Consider the following 23,606-nt stretch of genomic DNA (forward strand, 5'->3'; position numbering starts at 1 on the left):
CCGCCTGCGCCGCCACCGAAGCCGCCTGCGCCGCCACCGAAGCCGCCTGCGCCGCCACCGAAGCCGCCGATGCTGCTAACATCAAATCCGCCTGCACCGCCACCGAAGTCGCCTGCGCCACCATTGAAGACGCTTTGACCGCCAGCCTGGCTAGCTTGGTTGCTCACGTTGTTACCAAAGCCAGGGTCAAACGGGTTGTTGCCACCAGAACCAAATGCTTGACTTGTGGGTAAGTAGTTCTCACCCAGTGCTTCTGTGAGCTCCCCGTTAACCTGGTTCTCAATACCAAACCTTATGTCCAATCCAGATGTCCCTGCATCACCAAACTGACTGCCACCGCTAGCGTCACTACCAGAAGTGTCGCCACCAGCGCTGCCGGAACTGCGAGTAACAGGCTGACTGCCACCGCTAGCACCACCAAAGCCGCCGGTGCTACCGCCACCAGAGGGAGCGCTGCCACCACCAGTGCCAATAGCAGCCCAAGGGTTGATACCACCAGTAAGCGGGCTGCCTTCGGCATTCGGGTTGCCAAAGTTAGTAAACGGACTACCGCTACCGGCACCACCAGCGCCACTGGGAGCGCCACCAGAGGTATCACCACCAGTGGCACTTCCAAAGCCTTGTAATACGGCGTCAGGAGAACCGGTTGTGTCGATCACGCGACCCCAGGGAGATCTCTCCAGCACACTCGCGCTACCAGTATCAGTAGTAGATTGGTTGCTAGTATCAATGTTTTCAGTTGCCATTACAAAGAATCCTCCGATTTTCAGGGTAAAAATTGCGTAAACACATGAAGAGAGAACAGACAAAAATAAGTCTGCTAGTTTACAATTCCTGGTTTATTGTTATTGCCAAAATTGATGCTGATTTCTTAGTTTAAGAAAGCCTATGCTTTGTCTCGTAAAGGCTATTCACCCTGTTTTTAGATGATGTATAGAGAACAAAATCAAACTGTAAACAACGCTACCTTTCTATATAAATATTAAGTAATTTCAAAGAGAAACTCAATACAGTTTCTTTTGATGTATTTGTCCAATTTTTAGATATGTTTATCTTTTTTGATAACAAAAAATACAATCTAACAAAAACAGTTAATATCAAATTTTGTAAAAATTTGTCAAGGGATTAAAACAGTGAACAGTACCAGCCGCAGTGACGCTTTCTCGGGCTGGTGTGGTTGTACTGACACCAACGCTTTCTGTGCTCTTGGTGTGGTGTTTCCCCCGGAGGATGAAACTGATAACTGGTAACTGATAACTGGTAACTGTTAATATCTATCCTACATTGAAAAATAATGGTGCTAGGTTTAAGTAATCTCAAATCTTGCACCATTATTATCATTTATCAACAAATAAATTTCCTAGGCGAGATCACGAAAACGCAAAGTCTATAACTAAACAGAAGCCACTAAACTAAGCTTCTCTGGCTCAGACCAGCGACCCACGACTTTGCCCAAAACTGACATTTCCTGAACCAAACGGTCAAACTTTTCAGGAGTTAGGGACTGTGGTCCATCAGATAGAGCTTTGGCAGGATTGGGGTGAACTTCAATCATTAATGAATCTGCACCTGCTGCGATAGACGCCAGTGCCATTGGTGTAACGTACTCAGATTTCCCTGTACCATGACTGGGGTCAATCATGATGGGTAAATGTGTCAGTTGTCTCAACACTGGAATAACAGATAAATCCAAAGTGTTGCGAACATATTTGGAATCAAAAGTTCTAATACCCCGCTCGCAAAGAATCACATTTGGATTTCCTGCTGCCAGAATATATTCTGCTGCCATGAGCCATTCATCAATCGTGGCGGACATCCCACGTTTGATCAGTACAGGCTTATCTTGAGCGCCCACCTTCTTGAGCAACGAGAAGTTTTGCATGTTCCTAGCTCCGATCTGGATCACGTCAGCAACCCTAGATAGTGCAGGTAAATCAGCAGCATCCATAAGCTCTGTGATGATGCCCAAACCAGTCGCTTCACGGGCTGCTGCTAACAAGTCTAATGCACTCTCACCATGTCCTTGAAACGCATACGGCGAGGAGCGAGGTTTGTAAGCGCCGCCACGCAGAAACTTGGCTCCAGCAGCTTTAACGCGCTTTGCCGTCTCCACAATCATGGCTTCATTTTCAACGGAACAAGGCCCAGCAACCAGCACCACAGGATGCTGTTCACCGATATAGACAGGACCGTTTGGTGTGGGAACAACAACCTCACTGCCTTCGCCATGACGGAATTCTCGACTAGCGCGCTTGAAAGGTCGTTCAATTCGCAATACTTGCTCAATCCAAGGGCTGTTATTCTGTATCTGCATTGGGTCTAAAGTGGCAGTGTCACCAATTAAGCCCAAAACGATTTTGTTCTGTCCGACACTTTTTTCCACAGTGACACCCCAAGTGTCACGCATTTCTTGGCTGATGCGAGTAATTTCATCAGCAGGTGTGCCATTCTTGACGATGATAATCATGCCTTTTACCTCTTGTGTTGTTTAGCTAGTAATCCGCTACGCCGCCGAGTCATTAATTATTAGTGATTAGTTATTAGTCATTGTAGAGACGCGCCATGGTGAGCCAGCGCTGCAGGACAGTATTCCTCGTGCCGGCTCTGGCGTCGCGTCTGTACATCTTTGTCATTAGTTATTAACAAGAAACTAATGACTCATTTGACTAATTACCGCAGAAATTCAGCGAGTTGTTCGAGCTTTTTCCAAGCTTCTCCACTTTGCAGAACTTCCTTGGCAATGCCAATACCTTTTACATAAGCCTCTTCTACAGTGTTGGTGTCATCAAGCACTTCACCAACATGAAGTGCTAGTGCTGCATTCAAAGCAACGACATCTTGTTGCGCCTGCGTACCTTTACCTTGTAGAACTGCTTTCAAAATTTCAGCGTTTTGTTGAACTTCTCCACCTTCTAACGCCGTAATTGGCGCAGGAGTTAGACCGAGTTCCTGAGGATTGAGTACGGCTGTGTGTACTTGTTGGTCTTTGACAACAGCTAAGTCACTTAAATCTGCCAATCCAGCTTCGTCTAACCGTTCGCGTCCGTACACGACAATTGCACGACGCGTTCCCAGTTGCGATAAAGCTTTAGCTATTGTTTCGACCAATAATGGGTCAGACACGCCAATAATTTGCCCTGTTGGTCGCATCGGATTCACCAATGGACCCAGCAGGTTGAAAACGGTACGGACTTTCAAAGTTTTGCGTAAATCGGCAACCGCTTTGAGTGCTGGATGCCATCCTGGAGCAAACAAAAAGGTGATACCGACTTGATCAACTGCGGTTTGAACTTTTTCAGGATTGGCGCTTAGATTAATACCCAAAGCTTCTAATACATCAGCGGAACCAGTCTTGCTAGACGCTGAACGATTGCCATGTTTAGCAACTTTTACCCCTGCGGCTGCGGCAACAAAGGCAACAGCTGTGGAAATATTAAACGTGGATGCTCCATCTCCACCTGTACCGCAAGTGTCTATTAAAGGAGGCGCAGAGGCTGGTTGTGAAGATACATCCGCGTGTCCTCCTGAGGACTGGGATTGTAAAACACCAGCCATACCCACCAGCTCTTCTGTGGACACTCCTTTGGATTGGATTGCTGCCAAAATTGCTCCCGATAGGGCTGGAGGAACTGTGTCTGTGAGCCAGCCCTGCATCAGATCCGCAGCTTGGGTAACAGAGAGCGATCGCCTATCCAACAATTGTTTGAGTAATCCAGACCAATCGTAAGATTTAAGAGTTTCGGCGGTGTTGTCAGTGCTTGCTTGAGTTACAGCTGTCATTTTCTCAACTGTTAATAATAGTAGTCACTAGCCATTAGTCACCAGTCATCAGTCAAAAGTCAAGAGTAGTTCTTTTAACCGCTTCGGGGTTCGCCCTTCGGGTTCGCCAGTTCCCTAGGTTGGGAGACCCGCCTTCTCCTAGCGGAGACGCTGCGCGAACAGGACTGGTCTCACCAGTCGCCTGCTGTCGGGAAACCCTCCAAAGGGCGCTGGCTCACTTTTGACTTTTAACTTTTGACTTTTGAGTTTGGACTAAGGATTGAGAACTTTAGCAACAGTTTGCACATCCTTGTCGCCTCTGCCAGAGCAGTTTATGACGATTCGGGGGCTACCATCCAACTGAGGACACAGCTTTTCTAAATAGGCGATCGCATGAGCGGTTTCCAAAGCTGGAATAATTCCTTCTAGTTGAGACAGACGCTGCAACGCCTCCAAAGCTTCAGTGTCTGTAACACTGTAGTACTCAGCCCGACCAAGTTCTTTGAGATAGCTATGCTCAGGACCGACGCCAGGATAGTCCAAACCAGCACTAATGGAATGTGCTTCGACAACCTGACCATCGTCATCTTGTAGTACATAACTCATAGCACCGTGCAACACCCCGATTCGTCCCAGCGTAAGGGTTGCTGCGTGCTTCTCGGTGTTAACACCTTCACCCGCCGCTTCAACTCCAATCAAGCGCACAGATTGCTCATCCACAAACTCATGGAACAGCCCAATTGCATTGGAACCACCACCCACACAAGCCAAGAGAATATCAGGTATTCCTCCCCATTTCTCTTGAGATTGCTCGCGAGTTTCTTTGCCAATCACAGCGTGGAAGTCGCGCACGATCATTGGGTAGGGATGAGGACCTGCAACAGAACCGAGGATGTAGTGAGTTGTTTCCACATTTGTCACCCAGTCCCGAATTGCTTCAGAAGTTGCATCCTTGAGGGTTCCAGTACCAGCTTCCACTGGACGAACTTCTGCCCCCATCAGCTTCATCCGAAACACGTTAAGGGCTTGGCGTTGCATATCATGGATGCCCATGTAAATCACGCATTGCAAACCAAAACGAGCGCACACGGTTGCAGTTGCTACCCCATGCTGACCGGCTCCGGTTTCAGCGATAATGCGCTGTTTGCCCATGCGCTTTGCCAGTAACACCTGACCCAACGCATTATTGATTTTATGTGCACCTGTATGGTTTAAATCTTCCCGCTTTAGATATATTTGCGGTCCTGTACCATCAGGTTTAGCGTAGTGTGCTGTGAGACGCTCGGCAAAATATAAGGGAGTGGAGCGTCCCACATAGTCCTTGAGTAAATTTTGTAACTCTTCTTGGAAACTTGTATCGTTGCGGTATTGTGCATAAGCTGCTTCTAGCTCACTTAATGCAGGCATTAAGGTTTCAGGAACATACTTACCGCCGAACTTGCCAAATCTCCCAAGGGAGTCTGGTCTTGCACTAGAAGATGCAATTTGATTGATATCTGAGATGCTGACCACCGATTCAAACCTCTTAGCTTGCTAGTAATTTTTTAGGAGTCTTAACAATTCTTCAGTTGTTTTTGACTGTTGACTGATGACTGTTAACTGTTAACTGTTGACTGATGACTGTTAACTGTTAACTGTTAACTGTATTTAACCCACCGTTTGAAGAGACGGGCGGGCGATCGCAGCTTTCAATTCTTGAGAAAGTTGTTCAATAGCTTGCAGTCCTTCAGCGGGACTACCATTTGCTAACCTTTGCACAAAGGCACTGCCAACAATGACGCCATCTGCGCCCCAATCCATTGCTTGACGCGCCTGTTCTGAGCCAGAGATGCCAAAGCCAAGACCAATTGGTTTATCAGTTATGGTTCGCATTTCGTTTAGCAAAGTCTTGACACGATCTTGCAATTGGGAGCGAACACCTGTCACACCAGTGACACTGACAAGGTAGATAAATCCTTGAGAAAACTTGGCGATCGCCTCAATCCGCTCTTTGGAGCTGGTAGGAGCGACAAGTAAAATGACTTCTATGCCAAATTCGGCAGCAGTGTTAATAACCTCTTCTGCTTCTTCTAAAGGCAAATCTGGAACAACTAATCCCTTGACCCCAACTTCGGCGATTTGTGCCAAAAACGACTTCACACCACGATTGAGGATTGGATTATAGTAAGTAAATAAAATAATCGGTGCTTGCAAGTTTGGGCTTTCTTGTGCAACTATCTCTAACACGTGCTCTAATTTAGTTCCCTTTTGCAAGGCACGAGTCGCTGCTGCTTGAATCACAGGACCATCTGCAAGTGGATCAGAGTAGGGAACACCCAATTCAATAAAGTCCGCACCATTGCGGTCTAAAATACGTAAAGCTTCTCTTGTAGTTTCTAAATCAGGATCGCCGGCTGTTACAAAGGGAATGAGAGCGCACTGGTTATTACTTCTTAAAGATTGAAAACGTTGGGAAATGGAAGTCATCAGATTCATGCACCTAAGTAATGGGTATTGAATTTGTCGTCAGGGCTTAAGCCCTAACTACGAGCCAGCAACTTGTACAACAATCTTACCGTGTACACCGACGCCCCCTTCCTCAAGTTTTTGATGAGCCTGAGCAACTTGATTGAGTGGAAAGGTCATTCCAACCACAGGTTTGATTTGACCCCGTTCAATCAGCTTTTTCAAAGCTTCGAGTTTAGGGCGGGCATTTTCTAAGTGTACAAAGTGAACTGTAATATTTTTGAAAGTAGCAGGGCTGAGGTCACCTTGGACGCCTGTGACAGTCACAGCGCGACCATCAACTTTAGTTACTGTCAGACTTCGGGCTAAAAGTTCGCCTGGTACGGTAGAAAAAGTGACATCGACTCCTTCGCCACCCGTTTCTTTCATGATGATGTCGATAAAGTTTTCGTTGCGGTAGTCAATAACTCTATCTGCACCGATAGACTTTACCAAATCAAAATCATAACTGCCGCAGGTTGTGTAAACATAAGCACCTGCTGCTTTGGCAATTTGGATGGCGAAAGAACCTACACCTCCTGCGCCACCGTGAATCAATACGGTTTCGCCTACTTTTATACTTGCTCTGTCAAACAAAGCAGCCCATGCCGTACCCCCAGCCACTGGCACACTCGCCGCTTCTGTATGCGACAAGTTTGCGGGTTTTTTAGCAACAATCAACTCATTTGCTACATTATATTCGGCATTTGCACCCTGACCATCCAGGAGCCCTATGGCGTAATAGACTTCGTCACCTACCTGAAAATCTCTGACGTTTTCTCCAATTGCCTCAACGACTCCTGAAACATCGTAGCCGAGAATTGCAGGTAGTTTTATTCTTGGTCCAAATAGTCCTCGACGTATCCCACAATCAGCAGGATTAACTGAAGTTGCATAAACCTTGACCAAAACTTCGTTTTTACCTGGTATCGGTTTATCCGCTTCTGTTTGAGCAAAAACTTCTGAACCTCCGAAGCCCGTTATCACCATAGCTTTCATGGCTGTTTTTCCTTTGTCACTGTGACTGCTAGGAGTTGAGTAGACTACGCACAGCCTGCTCTAAATTAGCTTGTTTCACTAATGACTCTCCTACCAGAACAGCACGGGCACCCGCCTCAGCCACAAGAGATAAATCTGCAGAGGTATATATACCAGATTCGCTGACGATGGTAATACCAAAGCTTTGCAAATGCGATCGCCGCTGTTCGAGTAGTTGCGCAGTCAGTCCAAGATCCACTGTAAAATCTTCGAGATTACGATTATTGATCCCCACCAAGCGCAAATCCTCAAGCTTTAGCACTCGATCCAGTTCCGCTAAGGTATGAACTTCTACCAAAGCTTTCATTCCCAAATCGTGAATCACGCGCAGAAAGTCTTGGAGTTCCTCATCGCTTAGGATAGCAGCAATCAGCAGTACAGCATCTGCACCTGCAACCCGTGCATAATAAATTTGGTAGATATCAATGATAAACTCTTTGCACAAAAGTGGGAGTGCAACTTGCTGCCTGATATTACGCAAGTTGTCAAAACTGCCTTGAAAGAACTTAGAGTCAGTCAGAACCGACAGACAAGCTGCGCCACCTTGTTCATATGCTTGGGCGATCGCCACTGGGTCAAAATCAGCCCGCAGAACTCCACGGCTTGGTGATGCTTTCTTGACCTCTGCAATCAGGCTTGGGTTATGAGGACTTTGCTTTAAAGCAGCCAGGAAATCTCGTACACTCGGAGCAGCAGTTAACTGTTCTTGCAAAGTCGCTAGTGGCAGTTCTTGCCGCATTTGTGCAACTTCTTGCTTTTTATACCACACAATCTCTTCGAGAATGTGGCGTGGACGGACATTTGCAGTAGCGCCTGAGTAACTCATAAGGTGGGGGAGATGAGGGAGGGAGGGAGTGAGGGAGTGAGCGAGCGAGGGAGAAATGATAATTTTTCACCCTTGACTCTTGACTATTGACTAATGACTAATGACTCTTCAGTTTGGGTGTACGCACGTACTACATTTTTAATAATTGCCAAACCAAGTTCTCCTGCTAGCGTCATGATGGATTCTGGATGAAACTGCACAGCCGCTACAGGAAGTGTTTGATGCTCAATTGCCATGATCACATCGTCATCTGAAATTGCTGTTACCTTCAGTTGTGCTGGCAATTTTTGCGGTAGGGCAAACAAGGAATGGTATCTACCGACAGAAAATGATTGTGGTAAATTCTTGAAGAGAACAGAATTTGAATCGCTGACAGAAATTCGTGAAGATTTACCGTGTTGAGGATAGTTGAGAACTCCTAGTTCTCCACCAAACGATTCAACAATGCCTTGTAGTCCCAAACAGACTCCAAAAATCGGAATTTGCCGACGCAAGCAAGCTTGTACAGTTTCTGGAACACGAAAATCACTCGGCTTACCAGGACCAGGAGAGAATACAACTAAGTCTGGGCGTTCTGCGTCAAACAACGATTCTGAGAAGCCATGACGTAGTGTGGTGACTTGAGCGCCAGTTTGGCGGATATAATTTGCGAGTGTGTGAACAAATGAGTCTTCGTAGTCAATGAGTAAGATCCGCTTACCAGACTCGACATTGGGAATGCAGGCGCTCAATTTTATTGGGCTGCATTCTTCCGGTTTTATCCCCTGATTCGTACGGCGAATTGTCTCAAATAAAGCTGCTCCTTTGGTCATTGTCTCTTGTTCTTCTGCTGAAGGCAAGGAGTCATACAGAATTGTCGCGCCAACTCTCACCTCGGCGATTGAGTCTTTTAGCCGAATTGTTCGCAAAATCAATCCAGTGTTAAAATCGCCATTAAAGCTTAAGTAACCAACGGCTCCACCATACCAGCGTCGAGGGCTACGTTCGTAGTTTTCGAGAAATTGCATCGCTGAGCGTTTGGGTGCGCCTGTCACTGTGACTGCCCAAGTATGGCTCAAAAATGCATCCAAAGCATCAAACTCAGGTCGTAGTAATCCCTCGACATGATCCACTGTGTGGATCAAATGGCTATACAATTCTATTTGGCGACGACCAATCACTTGTACTGAGCCAGGTTCGCAGATTCGCGATTTGTCATTGCGATCCACGTCGGTACACATAGTCAATTCTGCTTCTTCTTTACCAGAATTGAGCAGTTGACGAATTTGCTCCGCATCATCGAGAGCATCTTGTCCTCGACTAATCGTCCCACTGATTGGACAAGTCTCTACGCGCCTACCTTCTACTCGTACAAACATTTCTGGGGAGGCACCGATAATATACTCTCCACCTAAATTAAATATAAACCCATAAGGACTGGGATTGATTTGTTGTAATGTTTGAAATAGTGTGCTGGGTGGTTCAGAGCAGGATTCAAAGAAGCTTTGAGAAGGAACGACTTCAAATAAGTCTCCCCGACGGAAGTAATCTAGTGCGACTTCTACTTGGTTTCCATACTCTCCTGGCTTATGGTCAGATGCTTGAGCCGGAACACGGTGCTCTCCTTTATAATCAATAGACTCTCCTGTTCGTGGAAGATTTTTGGTAGTGCCGTGCGCTGTTTCAAACTCGTACTGTACACGATATGCTTGCTGTAAGTAGTAGTCAACAACTATCAGTTCGTCTGGTAAGTACAGTACCAAATCCCGCTGATCAACAGGACGTTCCAGACGCTGAGGAATTGGCTCAAATTGGAACACCAAGTCATATCCAAACGCTCCATACAGTCCTAAATGCTTGTCTTCATCACTAGAAAAAGCATGGAGAATATCGCGGATAACTGTAAATGCTGAGGGTTGCTTACTACGCTCTTCTTCTGCAAATAGTTGGACTGCTGGCTGCACAAAGCCAACGATGCAATCATTGTTTAACTTAACTTCCTGTAGTTGAGAATGCGCTGACAATCGGTTAAAAAGCACTGGTAGAAGCACTTTGCCTCTGTTGTTGAGCGCTCTTAGCGTGAAGGTTCTCTCGCGTGTTATTAATTCCAATGGTGGATTGACAAATCCAATCGCCCATCTTTTGTATCGCCCTGGATATTCATAGCTGCTTTTAAGCAAACCACCACGCTGGGAGTCCAAGTGAAACAAGATTTCATCTAGAGCCGTGTCCATCTGTACTTCGCTGATGGCGCGAGATACACCTATGCCGCCAAGAGTTGTGTACGAGTGAGAATCAACAATCATGGGCAATTTCTATGAAGTAGTCATGAGTCATGAGGAGCCAGTACTGCAGGAGGGTTTCCCGACCTAGGGCTCTGGCGTTCATCAGCCAATAGTCAAAAAGACCATTGACTTTCAATGAGTTTTGTGTTTCTATCAATTTCAATCACAAAAACTCGTAGTACAAAGATAATACAACAAAGAACTGGGAGCAAAAAGGAGGATACATAACTTGTCCCCAAGTGGCTCTTGTTGCAGTTATCTATTTCAATAAGAACCGTATTGCCAATAGAAAACGAACTAGCAAACCTGTTTTGATACCATCTTGCATTCAAACAGGTAACAGATTACCATCAACAGTCAAAACAGAACGGCAAACATTTAGATTTGAATGCTACTCGGTATGAGATTAGCGTATCTAAATGTTAAGCGTTGATACATGAACAATTTTTTGATAGTTGTGTCAATTTTTTTGGTTTTACTTTGATACTTAAGTATAATCCCTTGGAAAGGATGAAGGCGTTTTGCCGCTTCCACCTAGGGTTAGAAATTTTTCTTTCTTTGGAAGTAGATGAATCACCAGCTTGCAAAGCAAGTATTTATTATGATATTATAGGTGACATTTTATATAAGAACGATTCAGTATTGGGGATTAGCGATTGGCGACCTTTGAAAAATCCCATCTTTTTGGGTTCCTAGTGCCAAGAATACGGTGGGGTGAAATTCTCGTCCTTAATACTTCCCATTCGCCAGTTCCCAATCCCTAGTCCCCAGTCCCTGTTAAAGTTCTAGTCAACACCCCTTTCTCGCGGCTCGGGGCTTCTAGCCTCAGACCGATAGGATTAGTTGACCCGACGCGCGTACCTTGCGTACTACGTTATTGGTAAGCGTTTAAGTTCCTACCTACGGATGCGCTCTGGCCAGTCTGTAGCTCTAGAAATCGCGGATTAAACAGGTGTACAGTCTTTATGCCAGTGTCCTCGATATAGCACCGACCAATAACAAAGTCTCGGCTCACATTACCCCGAAAGGGAGGCTCTACGGAGCAACACCGTTATGCGTACAGGTGAGTCCAGTCCTGTTCGCGCAGCGTCTCCGCTAGGAGAAGGCGGGTTTCCCAACCTAGGGAACTGGCTCTCCCGTTGGGGTGAACGATTCGAGATGGTGAGCCAGTACTGAAGGAGGGTCTCCCTCCTTGGAGGTACATGGCGAACCCGTAAGGGTAATTGTCCCATCGAAAGTACACTACAAGAGTACACCGATTCAAGTAACCCCAAGGCGGTAATGGTTCATAAATATAAAGCCGTCAAACGAAGGACGGGGTTTCAGACCCAAATTTTCGATGAAGATGTTTGAGGATTAAATTACAAACATCTGTCGCTGCGATTGATTCAGACTCAAGCAACTGAGTTTGATGGGTCATAAACAACGGTCGATTTTCAGGAGCAGTAACGCAACCATGAGAACCGCGTACTAAGCTAGCATCTAAGGGAATAACATCCATTAAGTAGCGAAAACCAAGCTGCTTTTTCAGAAGTTTTAAACCGATTTTGAATTTGGGAAGTTTAATACGGGGATCAACGAATAATTCTACAGGATCATAGCCAGGCTTACGATGAATATCAACTGTTCTGGCAAAATCAGGAGCACGATTGTCATCGAGCCAGTAGTAATATGTAAACCAAGCATCTGGATTGGCGATCGCCACCAATTCTCCTGACCTTATGTGATTCAAACCATAACCTGGCTTTTCCTCTTCGCCTAAAACTTGAGCAACGCCTTGAGTGTCTTCTAAGAGCGATCGCACTTTGGGTATGTAAAATGGATCGTTGACATAAACATGAGCAATTTGATGGTCAGCGACAGCAAATGCCTTACTTGCTCCTGGATCAAGTAGTTCTCGCCCCAATTCCTCGCGCACCGTTAGCAAACCTTGTTCCCGCAGTACCCGATTGAGGTGGACGGGTTGCGAAACGGGTGTGATACCGTATTCTGACAAAACAATAACTTGAGCGCCGCGGTTTTCGTAGTATTGAATCAAATCGCCACAAACGGCATCAATTTCTTGTAAATCCTTGGTGACTCGGTTATCTTCAGGACCAAACTTTTGCAAGCAGTAATCTAGATGAGGTAAATAAATCAGTGTCAGCGTCGGGTTGGAACGTTCTTCCACCCACTTAGCTGAAGAAGCGATCCACTGGGTAGAAGCAATGGATGTGTTGGGACCCCAGAAATTGAACAAAGGAAACTGACCTAGTTCGGATTGTAAGGGCGATCGCCATTCTTGTGGCTGTGTATAAATATCGGGTAATTTTCTACCATCAGCCGGATACATTGGTCGCGGGGTCACTGTATAATGCGCCGACGAGTACATATTGTACCACCAGAACAAATTGGCGCAGGTAAAGGATGGGTCTAGCGATCGCGCCATATCCCACACTTTAGGAGCTTGTACAAGTTTATTAGACTGTCGCCAAAATTTCACTTCACACTCGTCGCGAAAATACCAGCCATTAGCAACAATCCCATGTTCATTTGGCAACTTCCCTGTGAGATAAGTTGCTTGAGCTGTGCAAGTGACAGCAGGTAACACGGGTGCAACTGGAACGACTTTCCCAGAAGCCGCCCAACTTGACAGCGACGGTGTATGCTCCCCTAACAGGCTAGGTGACAATCCTACAACGTTAAGAACAACTGTTTTATTCATAATATGGTGTCAATAAATTTATTATGAGGAGAACATAGAACTTAGAATTTTTTTGTGATCGCAGTTCATCAAATCTGTTGCAAAAATTCCATATTAGAGTATTTCAAACCACACATAAACATAGATCCATACACAAAAGTCATCTGTGTCCATCTGTGTCCATCTGTGGTTTATTTTTAAATTAACTTTTACCAGAGGTTGAATCACAATCACAATTGAAATGCTTCTAGAGCCTTAACACAACGCCTAGTAAAATAGTGCGTTACCAACACCGCTAACGCACCGTAAACATATTTTCTTTACCAACAGCCTTTAACAGTTGATCAACTCCAAAGAGGCGCTATTCACTAACAATTTTGATAACACCCACTCATACTCGCGTTGGATTGATGCTGCTAAATCCAGCTTCATCTGTTGAGGCAACACTTCCCAAGTGTAAGTTTCAATTTCCAGGTGGTTGCAAGCAGGATGGCTATGTAGCAAATTTAACACATTACTAATGTCGTCTTGAGTAGACTGAAACAGCTGGTAATCGCGGATAAAAATGGGGACGTGGAAGTGAATCCGCCATTCACGATCTGTAGTATGCTCCAAATCTGGCAGAGCCTTTTCCAAATCTGAATAATGACGTAAGCGTCCAGCGCTGTCGCGTGCTATAACTTGGTGTAAATACGTAGATTCAGCAAAAGGTAACAACCGCTCTTTTACCAGGCGGCGCTGTTCAATATCAGTAGGAATGTCCACCTGCAAGGCAGCACTGATTTGAATTTTACCAATTTGAATTCCTGCGGCTTGAAATTGCTGGAAAACCGAGACAGGGTTTTCATACTCCACAGCAAAATGGCAGGTATCATAACAAACGCGCACGTGTTCTAATATAAGAGCCTCAGCTGCTTGTTGAGAAATCCTTAAATGCGTTGCTAAATATTCTCCACCAATAGGCAGTAAATGCGTTTGGAAATAATCAACGACTTCAGCAGCATTTTCTATTAATCCATCTGGTTCAGGTTCAAGATCCAAGTGCAAAACTTTTCCCGTGTCACGTTTAATACGTACCATTTGAGCTACCACCCGTGCTATGTTGAGGCTAGCGCTGGTTGTAATGGAAGCTAAGAAAAGTGGATTGCCTTTGAACCAGGGCTTATATGACAACGGCAGTGTAGAAATGCTGCCCTCTTTACCAGGAGGCAACAGTTGTGCCAGGATGTTTACCAGTCGTAAAGTATAGTCCAACCGCTCCTGCTTTGACCAATCCGGTGCATAAACTTGGTCTTTCACGACTTGCCTATGAAATCCACCGAAAGGAAAACCATTTAAGGTAAACACGTATAAGTCTTGATCAGTCAACCATGACTGAAACTCAGCCAAGGCGTTTCCTTGCAGCAGTTTTCTTGTGGCAACGTCTGCCAAACGCAATCCAATCCCAAATGGTTTGTCTGAGGAAAGCTGTGCTTTAAGTGCAGGAATATATTGCTGTAAGTTGGCAAATACTTTGCTCCATTCTTCACCAGGATGAATATTTGTGCAGTAGGTTAGGTGAAAACTGTTATTTGTATTTGTCTCTATTTTCATATCTGTTCCTAGTTCCGCCTCTTACCTTTCACGCTCACTTGTCAAAAATAAACTCTCAACAGAGTTTATTGGAACCGCAAATGCACGCAGATGCACCCAGATAATTTATCTGTGTTCATCTGTGTCCATCTGTGGTTTTTTTATAAATTTCAGCCGCTTCACATGGCACATTGCCAACCTGTGGCGGGTAACGAAGAATCGTAAAATTCGCTCAGCAACCAAATTGCCTGCCTAAATAGAGAGATATCTACCTCATGAACTTCAACACCTTTTCCTATGCGTTGCAAGAGCGTTAAAGTCAATTCTCCACCCAAGTGTTCGCGAAATTCAGTCAGCCCTCGGAACAAGCAACGGGGATGTTCGAGTTCTATCATCTGTTCTGAGAGTTCCGGCACATACAAGGTAAAGCCTAGTGACAACAGGGTATTTAATATCCGCCGCCACTCTAACCGAGAAAGCAGTCCTACTAGGTAGGAATAGGTAGCATCTAAAGCAATGCCGATCGCTACTGCTTCCCCATGACGTAGTCTATAATTTGTTAGCTGCTCAAGTTTATGCGCTGCCCAATGACCAAAATCTAATGGACGAGATGAACCTTTTTCAAAGGGATCACCGTTGTGAGCAATGTGATCCATGTGCAACTGCGCACAGCGGTAAACAACGGTTTGCATCGAGTTCAAGTCTCGACACACGAGCGCGTGGGCGTGAGTACGAATGTACTCAAAGAAGTCAGCATCCTTAATCAGCGCCACTTTTATTGCTTCTGCGATTCCAGAACGCCAGTCACGGTCATCCAGAGAAGTCAAGAAGGTAAAATCATTTAAAACTGCATAGGGTGGGGCGAATGTCCCAAGAAAATTCTTTTTGCCAAAGGCGTTGATTCCATTTTTAACGCCGACACCAGAATCATTTTGTGCCAACACTGTCGTCGGAATGCGAATCAGACGAATTCCCCGATGCGCTGTTGCTGCTGCATATCCAACTAAGTCCAACATTGCACCTCCACCAATTCCTAATATGTAGGAGTGGCGGCAAATTCCTGCTTCATCAATAATTTGCTGAATTTTTGAGAGTTCATCTGGATCGTTTTTGGCTTCTTCTCCTCCTCGGACAATGATTGGATCAGCAGCGAGTTTGAGTGTGTCTGAATAGCGATCGCAATACGCAGCTATTTGCTTAAGCAGCGGACGCCGAGACTGTAATAATCCTGAATCTACAACTGCTAAAACTTTTTTTGGTCCAGCTTCCCCATCACCAGCAATCACTTGTGCCAATAAGGAATTTCTTATATCAAACACACCTGTGGTAAAATGCACTCCGTAGTTGAAGGTTACCGTGAAAGTTTGTTGAATGGGCTGCAGATTATTAAATGTAGTCTTCTGCCTGATGTCTACTACCATATTTTTGCGGATATTTCTATAAGTGCGGCACGATTGAGAGCTTGTTGGAACACCTCTGGTGAGTGTGAACCGTCAACTTTAACTTTGTTGTTAATAATGTAAAAAGGCACGCTCGTGATGCCATTAAAACGAGCAAATGTTGATTCCGCTAGAACCGCATCAAGCGCAGCATCACCGCTTAATTGCAGTCGTAGTTCAGTAGAATCCATGCCAGCCTCTGTGCCAATAGCAACAATAACGTCGAGGTCACCGAGGTTCAAACCGTCTTCAAAGTAAGCTTTGTAAACTGCTTGCACAACATCGTTTTTGATGTGATCTGGTGCTAGCGTAATCAACCGATGCGAAAGGGTACTATTAACAGCGAAACGAATTTTGTTGAAATCTAATTTGACTCCTGCGGTATCACCCACATTTTGCACGTAGTCAAATAGCTGCTGAAGTGCTTGCGGTTGTATACCTTTCCTCTCCTGCATATAAGAGCGAAATTCGTAACCACCAGCAGGAATAGAGTTATCTAGGAGAAATGGGTGCCAGCGAATTTTGACTGTTTCTTGAGATTGTGCCAAGGCATCAAAAAGATGCTTATGACCGATTCGGCACCACGGGCATACGGTATCGTGAAAGATGTCGATCAGCATGGTTTTCCTGACTCAGCTTCGGAGAACTGATGTTTTCCTCGTTAAAAAAGCTTTGAGCATTTTCAAATTCCTCGATTAATGCAGCTCGGTCTTTGCGTGCAACTAACCTTGCCAAGCGGTTGTAAGTATCAGCTAACTTAGCAATTGACTGGCATCTGTCTTGCGTAGCGAGCATAATGTCCACACATAAGTGTGGGCTTTGGGCAAACAAACGCTTGATGATGTCTATTTCTTGGCGGTAGCTTGGGCTTGACATGGACAAACTGCGCTCTATGTCAATCCCTTCTTGGGCTAAGAAAACACCAACGCTAAATCTGGAGAAGTGCCTGGTTGCCTGAATAATCACCATCATGTAATCGTGTTCTTCAGGTGTAGAGACAATGACTTCGCCGCCCTGACTCTTAATAAAATCTAATAACCACTCAAATGAATCGTTGTTGCGACCTGGACAAGCGACTACCTTTTCTTCGGCAAAGGATTTGACATTTGGACCAAACATCGGATGTAATCCCATGACTGGACCACAATGGTATTCCAGCATCGCTTGAACGGGCTCAGTTTTGATACTTGTGATGTCACAAAGTGCTGTGGTTGGGGCAAGGTACTGAGCTGCACGCTTGATCACATCTACTGTCCACTTAATCGGAACAGAGAGGATCACAAGTTCAGCAGAACCTAGCAGCTGATCTGCGTATTCCCAATCTTCGTTTTCGAGAATACTCACATTGTGACCAGCTGCTGTCAATTGCTGGGTGAAGAATCTACCCATCCTACCACGTCCACCGATGATGGTGATATTTCGGGGTGTGGCTTTGTATGTTGGCGATGAAGCAACACTCGAAACGGCTGCATGACAACCGTTGACTAAATTTGTCCAAATTGATTCCGGAATACCCGCAGAAGCAAGTAAGGATCGGACTTGATCCAGTTGCTCCTCGGCAGAAATTTTTGATGCTGTCAGAAGAGATAGGCGATCGCGCAGCAGCTCGATCAGGCATTGGTCGGTTTGCTTGAGCTTTTCTGGGATCATGATTATTTAGGAAATCAACGATGGGGGAACTGTAAGTCCCCACTTAAGTGGGGATTGGGGGAGATATTCTCAAGCTCTGACGCCGAGAATGATTAATAATTAATGAGTTAAATATCGATAATAGATTCGCTTGAAGTTAATTTTGGTAGCATCCCGACAGTTGGTGATTGAGAGCTTGTGTCAATCACTTCAGTGAATAATGCTTCGTACTCAACTAACGCTTGCTCGAATGAATAGCGTTCAACAGCAAACTGTCTTCCTTTGTGACCTAGCTTTGCAACTTTTGCTGGATTCGTATACAAATCCATGATTCCATCTGCTAGGGCTTGCGGTGATTCTGGTGCTACAACTACGCCACCGCCACTCTTGCGCACTGCTCGCGCTGCTGTACCAGAGGCGGGAACTGAGGCGATAATAGCACGACCACTAGCTAACAACAATGGGATTTTGGAAGGCATATTGAAGGAAATCACATTGCGCTTTTGCACCACCAAACCGACATCCGCCGCTGCCAACATTTCGGGTAGTTTTTCTCGTGGTACTAAAGGTAAAAGCAACACGTTATCAGCCCCACATTTTTGGCAATATTGCTGCAATCTTTGCAATGCTCTTTCTTCTCCAGCAATAACAAAGACGATTTCTGGAATATGACACAGCCGAGATGCGGCTTCAATGACTGTCTCTAATCCTTGTGTCAGGGCAATGTTGCCAGAGTAAACCACAACGAACTTGTCTTGTAGTTGATAGGCAATGCGAAATGGGTTGCTCTTTTTTGGTAAGGGGCGGATAAAATTAACGTTCACCCAGTTGGGAATGCAGACGATTTTTTGCGCTGGTACTCCCTTCTCGATTAAATTTTCAACAAACCCATCGGCAATAACGCTAATGGTGTGGGCGCTACGGTATGCAAATTGCTCTATAGCTTGCAAAGCGCGAATCATCCATTTGTTTGTGATCAGCCCAACGCGCACAGCGGCTTCTGGCAATATATCCTGTACATTCAGTACGACTGGGCAGTTATATAGCCAACCTAGTAGTGTTGCTGGTAGGGTAACTAGCAGTGGCGGTACTGTCAGGAGAATAACATCAGGTCGCCAACCGTTGAGTGCTTGTGGCAAGCTTGTGAATACAAAGCTTAACTCCAATAAGAGCCTGTCTATGAGATTGGGTTTAGACTTAATTCGCAGGTAACTCCGCTGAATGGTTACGCCATTTTTTCGTTCTGTAACGTACCACTTACCGCGATACTCTTCGTAAATCTCGCGCTGGGGATAATTCGGCATTCCCGTAATCACTCGCACTTCATGACCTTGCTTTACCAGTCCTTCTGCCAGTTCAGTCATTAAAGGAGCAATTCCAATCGGCTCCGGATGATAGTTGTAAGAATAAATGAGAATCCGCATTATCCGTTTCTTTGTTACGTGAAGTCAGGTCAAAAGTGTGAGCTTTTTTGTTTTCGCACAAGATGCACGGTGACTCGCGGTGGCAGAGTAGCATATATCCTGCGTACTCGCTTCTTTTGGTCTTTTGTTATAATTTTAACGCGTGCTTCAGGTAACAGCAAAGATTTGTGACAATGCCATTGAAATTGGTAACAGGATTAACACCAGCAATCCGTATGGCAAGCTAGCAAAACCAGCAGCGACTGTAGCATCTAAAACAATGAGTGACAGGACTCCTGCGCGCACAGCCGTACGGATGTTTTCTGGAGTCGGTTCACTCACAGCTTTGATAAAAGGAAGTAATACCCGGGCAGCTAGCAATACAACGAAAGGCAAGACTGCAAGCAGGTGATAATTTTTTAACAAGCCTAAGCCCAGTAGTCCGGCAAGAACTGTACTGATGAGCACGAGTGTAATGATACCAGTACTAGTTTTGCCTCCATGAACTTCACCGCGGCTGAGAGTTGTTATAGCAGCAATGTAAACAACGGGAATCAAAGCTAAGAACCAATAGTTTGATACCATTGGTGATACTGCGCTAACGCCAAGCAATAAGTTGCCGCCGCGACAGACGCCCATATTGATGGGACCAAAAATAGGATCATGCTTGCTGTAAGCATCGTAGAGGATGGCAGCAGCAGCGATGCCAAAAGCTAGAACCGCACTCAACCAACTCACTTGAGAGGCTGCTAGTATGCCAGCACTCAAAAGCAAACTTCCTAAAATCGATGCTCCTATACGTGATGCTCTACCACTAGGAATAGGTCGCTCTGGTCTTTCTATAGCGTCTATTTCCGCATCAAATACATCATTAAAAATAATACCACCGCCATATAGACCTGTGGTTGCTAGAAGTAACCATGCCAACGCCATCAAATTAGAGGAAGATGAGGAAATTGGCAGATCAGGAGATACGGAAATAAAGACAGCACAGCCAGAAGCAGCGAATCCAGCTAAGATATCTGCCCATGCGGTGACGATATTAGCAGGTCGCATTAGCTGGAGATACGCCCAAATGCGAGGGGACGAAAGTGTAACGTTCATGGTGAGGAGGGGGAGTGAGTGAGGGAGTGAGGGAGTGAGGGACAAGAATTTTTGACTCTTGACCCTTGACTCTTAACTAATAAATATTGACGTTTTACTCAATTAATGCATATTCGCGGGTGGGGGACTCGACGATGGGTTTTTGTCCCCGAAGCACGGAGTTCCCGTTGAATAGCTGTCGTTGGTCGATGGGGGTTGGGTTGAGCCAGTCTGACTCTTGAATTTGACCGCTTTGGCTGTAAGCAGCAAGGGCATTTTCATAACAGACTGCTCGGATATGCGCTTCTGGAATTCCTCTTTCTTGCATCAGTTGGGCAGTTTTGGGGACGGCGAGTGGATCGCTGACTCCCCAGTCAGCACTGCTGTCTACGATGATGCGATCGCATCCATATTGGCGCACAACTTCAACCATACGAGCATTCCCCATTTTGGTATTGGGGTAAATTGTAAAAGCTGCCCAGAAGCCTCGATCCAAAACTTCCTGCACAGTCTCTTCGTTGTTATGATCCATAATTACCTTTGATGGATCTAACCCATGCTCGATACACACATCCATAGTGCGACTGGTGCCCGCCTTCTTGTTACGGTGCGGTGTATGAATCAGCACCAGCATATCGAGTTCTTTTGCCAATTCTAACTGTAGACGGAAGTATTTGTCTTCTGCCTGTGTCATATCGTCATAGCCAATCTCACCAATGGCAACGACACCCTCTTTGCAAGCATATAAAGGCAAAAGTTCCATGACTTGCTCTGCCAATGGTTCGTTATTGGCTTCTTTGGAGTTCAAGCCAATCGTGCAATAATGGCGGATACCAAATTGGGCAGCCCGGAACCGTTCCCACCCGACTAAGCTGCTAAAGTAATCTTGGAATGAGCCGACGTTGGTGCGGGGTTGTCCAAACCAAAAGGCAGGTTCTATCACAGCTACAATGCCAGACTCCTGCATCTTCTGGTAATCGTCGGTTGTGCGGGAGCTCATGTGGATGTGAGGATCGATATACATCATGCGACTGGTGTTCCTAGTTATAAAATAGGTAATGAGCTTGTCTTAAATACTTACAAGGAAAGAGTTAAGCTGTTCCAAGTAAGATGCCCTGCTTGAATTTGAGCCTGTAGATTAGGATAACGAGCAAGGAGTTGTTGAGCATCTGGTAAAGGACACTCAGCAAGAGCGATCGCCCCTGCGGCTTGTTGGACTGGATCGTTCGCTTGTATTACGCGCTCCAAATCCGCTAACATCGCATGGTTGGCAAATCGCCCCACCAGTCGCCAAAGTTCGGGAGATACTGTGCGGTGGGCTGCCCAACGTTCGTGGGCATAATCAACCAGCATCTGAGCTAGTTCTGGATTTGCACGCCGGTCAAGTCCTTGAATAAGATGTAAAGGGCTGCCCACAAATAGGGCTTTCAAGACTATCTGGTTCCAAGCAACGTCACCCAGATACTCTGCTGGATAGGGATTTCGCAACGCCACAGCATTGAAGACTGCTGTCATATTGCTGCGAACTCCCTCAGCTGCACGAGTGCGAAACTTTTCTGGATACGCTAGAAGCGGTAAAGCCTGATAGAGTGCTATTAACTCTCCCATATCGGCGGCTGTAAAAACTCGCTCCAGCGTCCGGACGTATTTCTCTTCGTTGTCCTGCGGTAAACTCAGTACCAGTAAGGTGCGAGCGGCTTGATCTACGCTCCAATAACTGGGAAACCAACCTGTCCGGGCTGCTAAAGCTGCTTCTAGTTCTTCTAGTGTCAGTTGTAAATCATGTTTACCTGTATAACGAGGCACAGCGCTAAACGCACTGAAAAACATTGAGGTATTGACACCGCTTTTAATCTGCTCTATCTTCTGTTCTAGCCAGGTTAAACCTTGGGTAGAAATGCGCTGAGTTAGCCAGCGATGCAGTAAGTCAATCGCACTAAGTGTTGTTTTTTCTAAATAACTTGCAGAAACCATTACTTTATAATTATTTAGTTATGCGATGGAGCTAAAAATTTTAGGAATTCGTTCCCAGGCAATGCCTGAGAACGAGGTTAAACAAAGTTAAGGTTGAGGAAGTACAAAATTAGGAGTGCTTAAACAGCAGCTTTTTCCAGTTATGCCTTTAGGGCAGTTGCTGTCTTTTGTTGCTTCTTCCGCAAGGTAGCAGTAGCGCCAATACCCAACAAACCTAGACCTAATAGTGAGGCTGGTTCGGGGACTTTGGTTGCGCCATCTTTAACAACGTTTAACACTTGGACACGACCTTGGAAGAAATCGCCCACATAGAGCTTGTTATCTTTGAGGGTTGTGCCACCCGTCCAGTTAAATCTGCCGGGAGCGAGGTCGAGGGGGTTGCCAAAAGGAGGACCAGTTAATGCTGGAGGCGGTACAGGGTTACCTGATGCATCGCGGGCATTTTCACCGAAGGAAGTCAAGAAGTTACCGTTTTTATCAAATACCTGAACGCGGCTGTTGATAGAATCAGCTACATAAACATTCTCTTCCTCGTCCACTTCGATGCCAATTGGCTGAAGAAGCTGTCCAGGTCCGCTACCTGCTGAACCAAATGCCAACAGAGGATTACCATTTGGATCGAGTACTTGAACGCGGTTGTTATACTGGTCAGCTACAAAGATATTTCCACTAACTGGGGAAATTCTTATACCTGCTACACCTTGGAACTCACCAGGTGCAGTGCCTCTGGTGCCACCAATGACACCAAGTGGCTGCCCGTCTGATGTATATTTAAGAATCCTTTCGCCGTTAAAATCACCAACGTACAAGTTGCCATCTTTGTCAAATGTCACACCAGATGGTCCAAAGAACAATCTATCGTTTACCAGAGGGGTAAATTGTCCATTTGCAAAGGATCTAATAAAGTTACCCTGAGAATCGTATTGATTGATGCGGTTGTTGCGAACATCACCTGCATACAAATCCCCTGTTACGGGATTAAAGTCTACAGTTGTTGGCTCATCAAACTGTCCGGGTCCTGTGCCGCCGGAGCCAATTGCTCCAATATACTGACCGCTAGGATTAAATATTTCAATTTTGTGACCGATGTCGTAGTTAGAAGTACCATCCGGGTTAACACCGCGTCCGTTAGCTATGAGGGTATTCCCTTGGCTATCTACCGCTATGCCTTGGGGAACAAATAGTTGCCCAGGACCGAAACCAGGCTCACCTATAGAGCGATCATACGTTAAGGTTAATGCCATAGCTTGGGCAGCGGTTGCTGCAACCATAAAGCCGGCACTGAATAAGGCAAGTGACAGATTTTTGACTAATCCCATAGTGAATATTCGGTGTTATGAGTTATACTCTTACTTAGGTTTATGTCGTTCCCAGACCGAGTCTAGGAATCCCGAATTTGAGCTGTTGCCTTTTTGAAACAAAACTTTCAATTTAAGGCAGCAGCCTATTTCT

At 45.6% G+C, this 23,606-nt stretch carries 19 protein-coding genes; 1 reads left to right on the plus strand and 18 read right to left on the minus strand.

Annotation, left to right across the window (positions count from 1 at the left end; genetic code table 11):
• From ACM0OZ_RS13030 to ACM0OZ_RS13065, 8 genes are all read right to left on the minus strand, one after another.
• A partial coding sequence (locus ACM0OZ_RS13030) for a hypothetical protein (protein WP_414583252.1) occupies window positions 1–746 on the minus strand: 746 nt, incomplete at its 3' end.
• 647 nt (window positions 747–1,393) lie between these two features.
• Window positions 1,394–2,467 carry a 3-deoxy-7-phosphoheptulonate synthase gene (aroF, locus tag ACM0OZ_RS13035; protein WP_414583253.1) on the minus strand — a complete coding sequence of 358 codons (1,074 nt, stop codon included), beginning with the start codon at window positions 2,465–2,467 and terminating at the stop codon, window positions 1,394–1,396.
• A 203-nt stretch (window positions 2,468–2,670) separates the two neighbouring features.
• Window positions 2,671–3,780: an anthranilate phosphoribosyltransferase gene (trpD, locus tag ACM0OZ_RS13040; protein WP_414583254.1), complete on the minus strand. Its 1,110-nt coding sequence runs from the start codon at window positions 3,778–3,780 to the stop codon at window positions 2,671–2,673.
• Window positions 3,781–4,032: 252 nt separating this feature from the next.
• Window positions 4,033–5,271, minus strand: coding sequence for a tryptophan synthase subunit beta (gene trpB / locus ACM0OZ_RS13045; protein ID WP_414583255.1), 1,239 nt, complete (start codon window positions 5,269–5,271; stop codon window positions 4,033–4,035).
• A 135-nt stretch (window positions 5,272–5,406) separates the two neighbouring features.
• Complete coding sequence (gene trpA / locus ACM0OZ_RS13050; RefSeq protein ID WP_414583256.1) at window positions 5,407–6,225, minus strand: tryptophan synthase subunit alpha; 819 nt, start codon at window positions 6,223–6,225, stop codon at window positions 5,407–5,409.
• Window positions 6,226–6,282: 57 nt separating this feature from the next.
• Window positions 6,283–7,242 carry a zinc-dependent alcohol dehydrogenase family protein gene (locus ACM0OZ_RS13055; protein WP_414583257.1) on the minus strand — a complete coding sequence of 320 codons (960 nt, stop codon included), beginning with the start codon at window positions 7,240–7,242 and terminating at the stop codon, window positions 6,283–6,285.
• A gap of 28 nt (window positions 7,243–7,270) precedes the next feature.
• Window positions 7,271–8,107 carry an indole-3-glycerol phosphate synthase TrpC gene (gene trpC, locus ACM0OZ_RS13060; protein ID WP_414583258.1) on the minus strand — a complete coding sequence of 279 codons (837 nt, stop codon included), beginning with the start codon at window positions 8,105–8,107 and terminating at the stop codon, window positions 7,271–7,273.
• 83 nt (window positions 8,108–8,190) lie between these two features.
• Window positions 8,191–10,392, minus strand: a complete 2,202-nt coding sequence (locus ACM0OZ_RS13065) for an anthranilate synthase (RefSeq protein WP_414583259.1) — start codon at window positions 10,390–10,392, stop codon at window positions 8,191–8,193.
• 1,032 nt (window positions 10,393–11,424) lie between these two features.
• Here ACM0OZ_RS13065 and ACM0OZ_RS13070 point away from each other — a divergent pair.
• The gene (locus ACM0OZ_RS13070; RefSeq protein WP_414583260.1) at window positions 11,425–11,547 is read left to right on the plus strand and encodes a hypothetical protein; all 123 of its coding nucleotides are present in this window, start codon (window positions 11,425–11,427) and stop codon (window positions 11,545–11,547) included.
• A 127-nt stretch (window positions 11,548–11,674) separates the two neighbouring features.
• Here the strand turns inward: ACM0OZ_RS13070 and ACM0OZ_RS13075 are convergent, their stop codons facing one another.
• The 10 genes from ACM0OZ_RS13075 to scyF form a co-directional block, all read right to left on the minus strand.
• Window positions 11,675–13,075, minus strand: coding sequence for an alkaline phosphatase family protein (locus ACM0OZ_RS13075; RefSeq protein ID WP_414583261.1), 1,401 nt, complete (start codon window positions 13,073–13,075; stop codon window positions 11,675–11,677).
• A 312-nt stretch (window positions 13,076–13,387) separates the two neighbouring features.
• Complete coding sequence (gene eboE / locus ACM0OZ_RS13080) at window positions 13,388–14,647, minus strand: metabolite traffic protein EboE (protein ID WP_414583262.1); 1,260 nt, start codon at window positions 14,645–14,647, stop codon at window positions 13,388–13,390.
• A 158-nt stretch (window positions 14,648–14,805) separates the two neighbouring features.
• A complete protein-coding gene (locus ACM0OZ_RS13085) occupies window positions 14,806–16,047 on the minus strand; it encodes a 3-dehydroquinate synthase (protein ID WP_414583263.1) in 1,242 nt (413 codons plus the stop codon).
• The gene (locus tag ACM0OZ_RS13090; protein ID WP_414583264.1) at window positions 16,041–16,685 is read right to left on the minus strand and encodes a DsbA family oxidoreductase; all 645 of its coding nucleotides are present in this window, start codon (window positions 16,683–16,685) and stop codon (window positions 16,041–16,043) included. The genes ACM0OZ_RS13085 and ACM0OZ_RS13090 overlap by 7 nt, the downstream gene beginning before the upstream one ends.
• Window positions 16,630–17,715 carry a bifunctional chorismate mutase/prephenate dehydrogenase gene (gene tyrA / locus ACM0OZ_RS13095; protein WP_414583265.1) on the minus strand — a complete coding sequence of 362 codons (1,086 nt, stop codon included), beginning with the start codon at window positions 17,713–17,715 and terminating at the stop codon, window positions 16,630–16,632. Before tyrA ends, ACM0OZ_RS13090 begins: the two co-directional genes overlap by 56 nt.
• Before the next feature lie 107 nt (window positions 17,716–17,822).
• Entirely contained in the window at window positions 17,823–19,118 is a 1,296-nt protein-coding gene (locus ACM0OZ_RS13100) for a glycosyltransferase family 4 protein (protein ID WP_414583266.1), read from the minus strand.
• A 147-nt stretch (window positions 19,119–19,265) separates the two neighbouring features.
• Window positions 19,266–20,201 carry a UbiA-like protein EboC gene (eboC, locus tag ACM0OZ_RS13105; RefSeq protein WP_414583267.1) on the minus strand — a complete coding sequence of 312 codons (936 nt, stop codon included), beginning with the start codon at window positions 20,199–20,201 and terminating at the stop codon, window positions 19,266–19,268.
• Between the two features lie 94 nt (window positions 20,202–20,295).
• Window positions 20,296–21,207: a TatD family hydrolase gene (locus tag ACM0OZ_RS13110; RefSeq protein WP_414583268.1), complete on the minus strand. Its 912-nt coding sequence runs from the start codon at window positions 21,205–21,207 to the stop codon at window positions 20,296–20,298.
• 50 nt (window positions 21,208–21,257) lie between these two features.
• On the minus strand, window positions 21,258–22,154 hold the full coding sequence (locus ACM0OZ_RS13115; RefSeq protein ID WP_414583269.1) for an EboA family metabolite traffic protein: 897 nt from the start codon (window positions 22,152–22,154) through the stop codon (window positions 21,258–21,260).
• Between the two features lie 140 nt (window positions 22,155–22,294).
• Entirely contained in the window at window positions 22,295–23,473 is a 1,179-nt protein-coding gene (gene scyF / locus ACM0OZ_RS13120; RefSeq protein WP_414583270.1) for a scytonemin biosynthesis PEP-CTERM protein ScyF, read from the minus strand.
• Window positions 23,474–23,606 lie beyond the last annotated feature (133 nt).

This window comes from Scytonema sp. PCC 10023 (assembly GCF_963920835.1).
GTDB lineage: Bacteria > Cyanobacteriota > Cyanobacteriia > Cyanobacteriales > Nostocaceae > Kalymmatonema.

Excerpts from the sequence above, each read along its gene's own strand:
- aroF (WP_414583253.1), bottom strand. The coding sequence starts at position 2,467 with ATGATTATCATCGTCAAGAATGGCACACCTGCTGATGAAATTACTCGC.
- trpD (WP_414583254.1), bottom strand. The coding sequence starts at position 3,780 with ATGACAGCTGTAACTCAAGCAAGCACTGACAACACCGCCGAAACTCTT.
- trpA (WP_414583256.1), bottom strand. The coding sequence starts at position 6,225 with ATGACTTCCATTTCCCAACGTTTTCAATCTTTAAGAAGTAATAACCAG.
- ACM0OZ_RS13055 (WP_414583257.1), bottom strand. The coding sequence starts at position 7,242 with ATGAAAGCTATGGTGATAACGGGCTTCGGAGGTTCAGAAGTTTTTGCT.
- trpC (WP_414583258.1), bottom strand. The coding sequence starts at position 8,107 with ATGAGTTACTCAGGCGCTACTGCAAATGTCCGTCCACGCCACATTCTC.
- ACM0OZ_RS13065 (WP_414583259.1), bottom strand. The coding sequence starts at position 10,392 with ATGATTGTTGATTCTCACTCGTACACAACTCTTGGCGGCATAGGTGTA.
- ACM0OZ_RS13070 (WP_414583260.1), top strand. The coding sequence starts at position 11,425 with ATGCGTACAGGTGAGTCCAGTCCTGTTCGCGCAGCGTCTCCGCTAGGA.
- ACM0OZ_RS13075 (WP_414583261.1), bottom strand. The coding sequence starts at position 13,075 with ATGAATAAAACAGTTGTTCTTAACGTTGTAGGATTGTCACCTAGCCTG.
- eboE (WP_414583262.1), bottom strand. The coding sequence starts at position 14,647 with ATGAAAATAGAGACAAATACAAATAACAGTTTTCACCTAACCTACTGC.
- ACM0OZ_RS13085 (WP_414583263.1), bottom strand. The coding sequence starts at position 16,047 with ATGGTAGTAGACATCAGGCAGAAGACTACATTTAATAATCTGCAGCCC.
- ACM0OZ_RS13090 (WP_414583264.1), bottom strand. The coding sequence starts at position 16,685 with ATGCTGATCGACATCTTTCACGATACCGTATGCCCGTGGTGCCGAATC.
- tyrA (WP_414583265.1), bottom strand. The coding sequence starts at position 17,715 with ATGATCCCAGAAAAGCTCAAGCAAACCGACCAATGCCTGATCGAGCTG.
- ACM0OZ_RS13100 (WP_414583266.1), bottom strand. The coding sequence starts at position 19,118 with ATGCGGATTCTCATTTATTCTTACAACTATCATCCGGAGCCGATTGGA.
- eboC (WP_414583267.1), bottom strand. The coding sequence starts at position 20,201 with ATGAACGTTACACTTTCGTCCCCTCGCATTTGGGCGTATCTCCAGCTA.
- ACM0OZ_RS13110 (WP_414583268.1), bottom strand. The coding sequence starts at position 21,207 with ATGATGTATATCGATCCTCACATCCACATGAGCTCCCGCACAACCGAC.
- ACM0OZ_RS13115 (WP_414583269.1), bottom strand. The coding sequence starts at position 22,154 with ATGGTTTCTGCAAGTTATTTAGAAAAAACAACACTTAGTGCGATTGAC.
- scyF (WP_414583270.1), bottom strand. The coding sequence starts at position 23,473 with ATGGGATTAGTCAAAAATCTGTCACTTGCCTTATTCAGTGCCGGCTTT.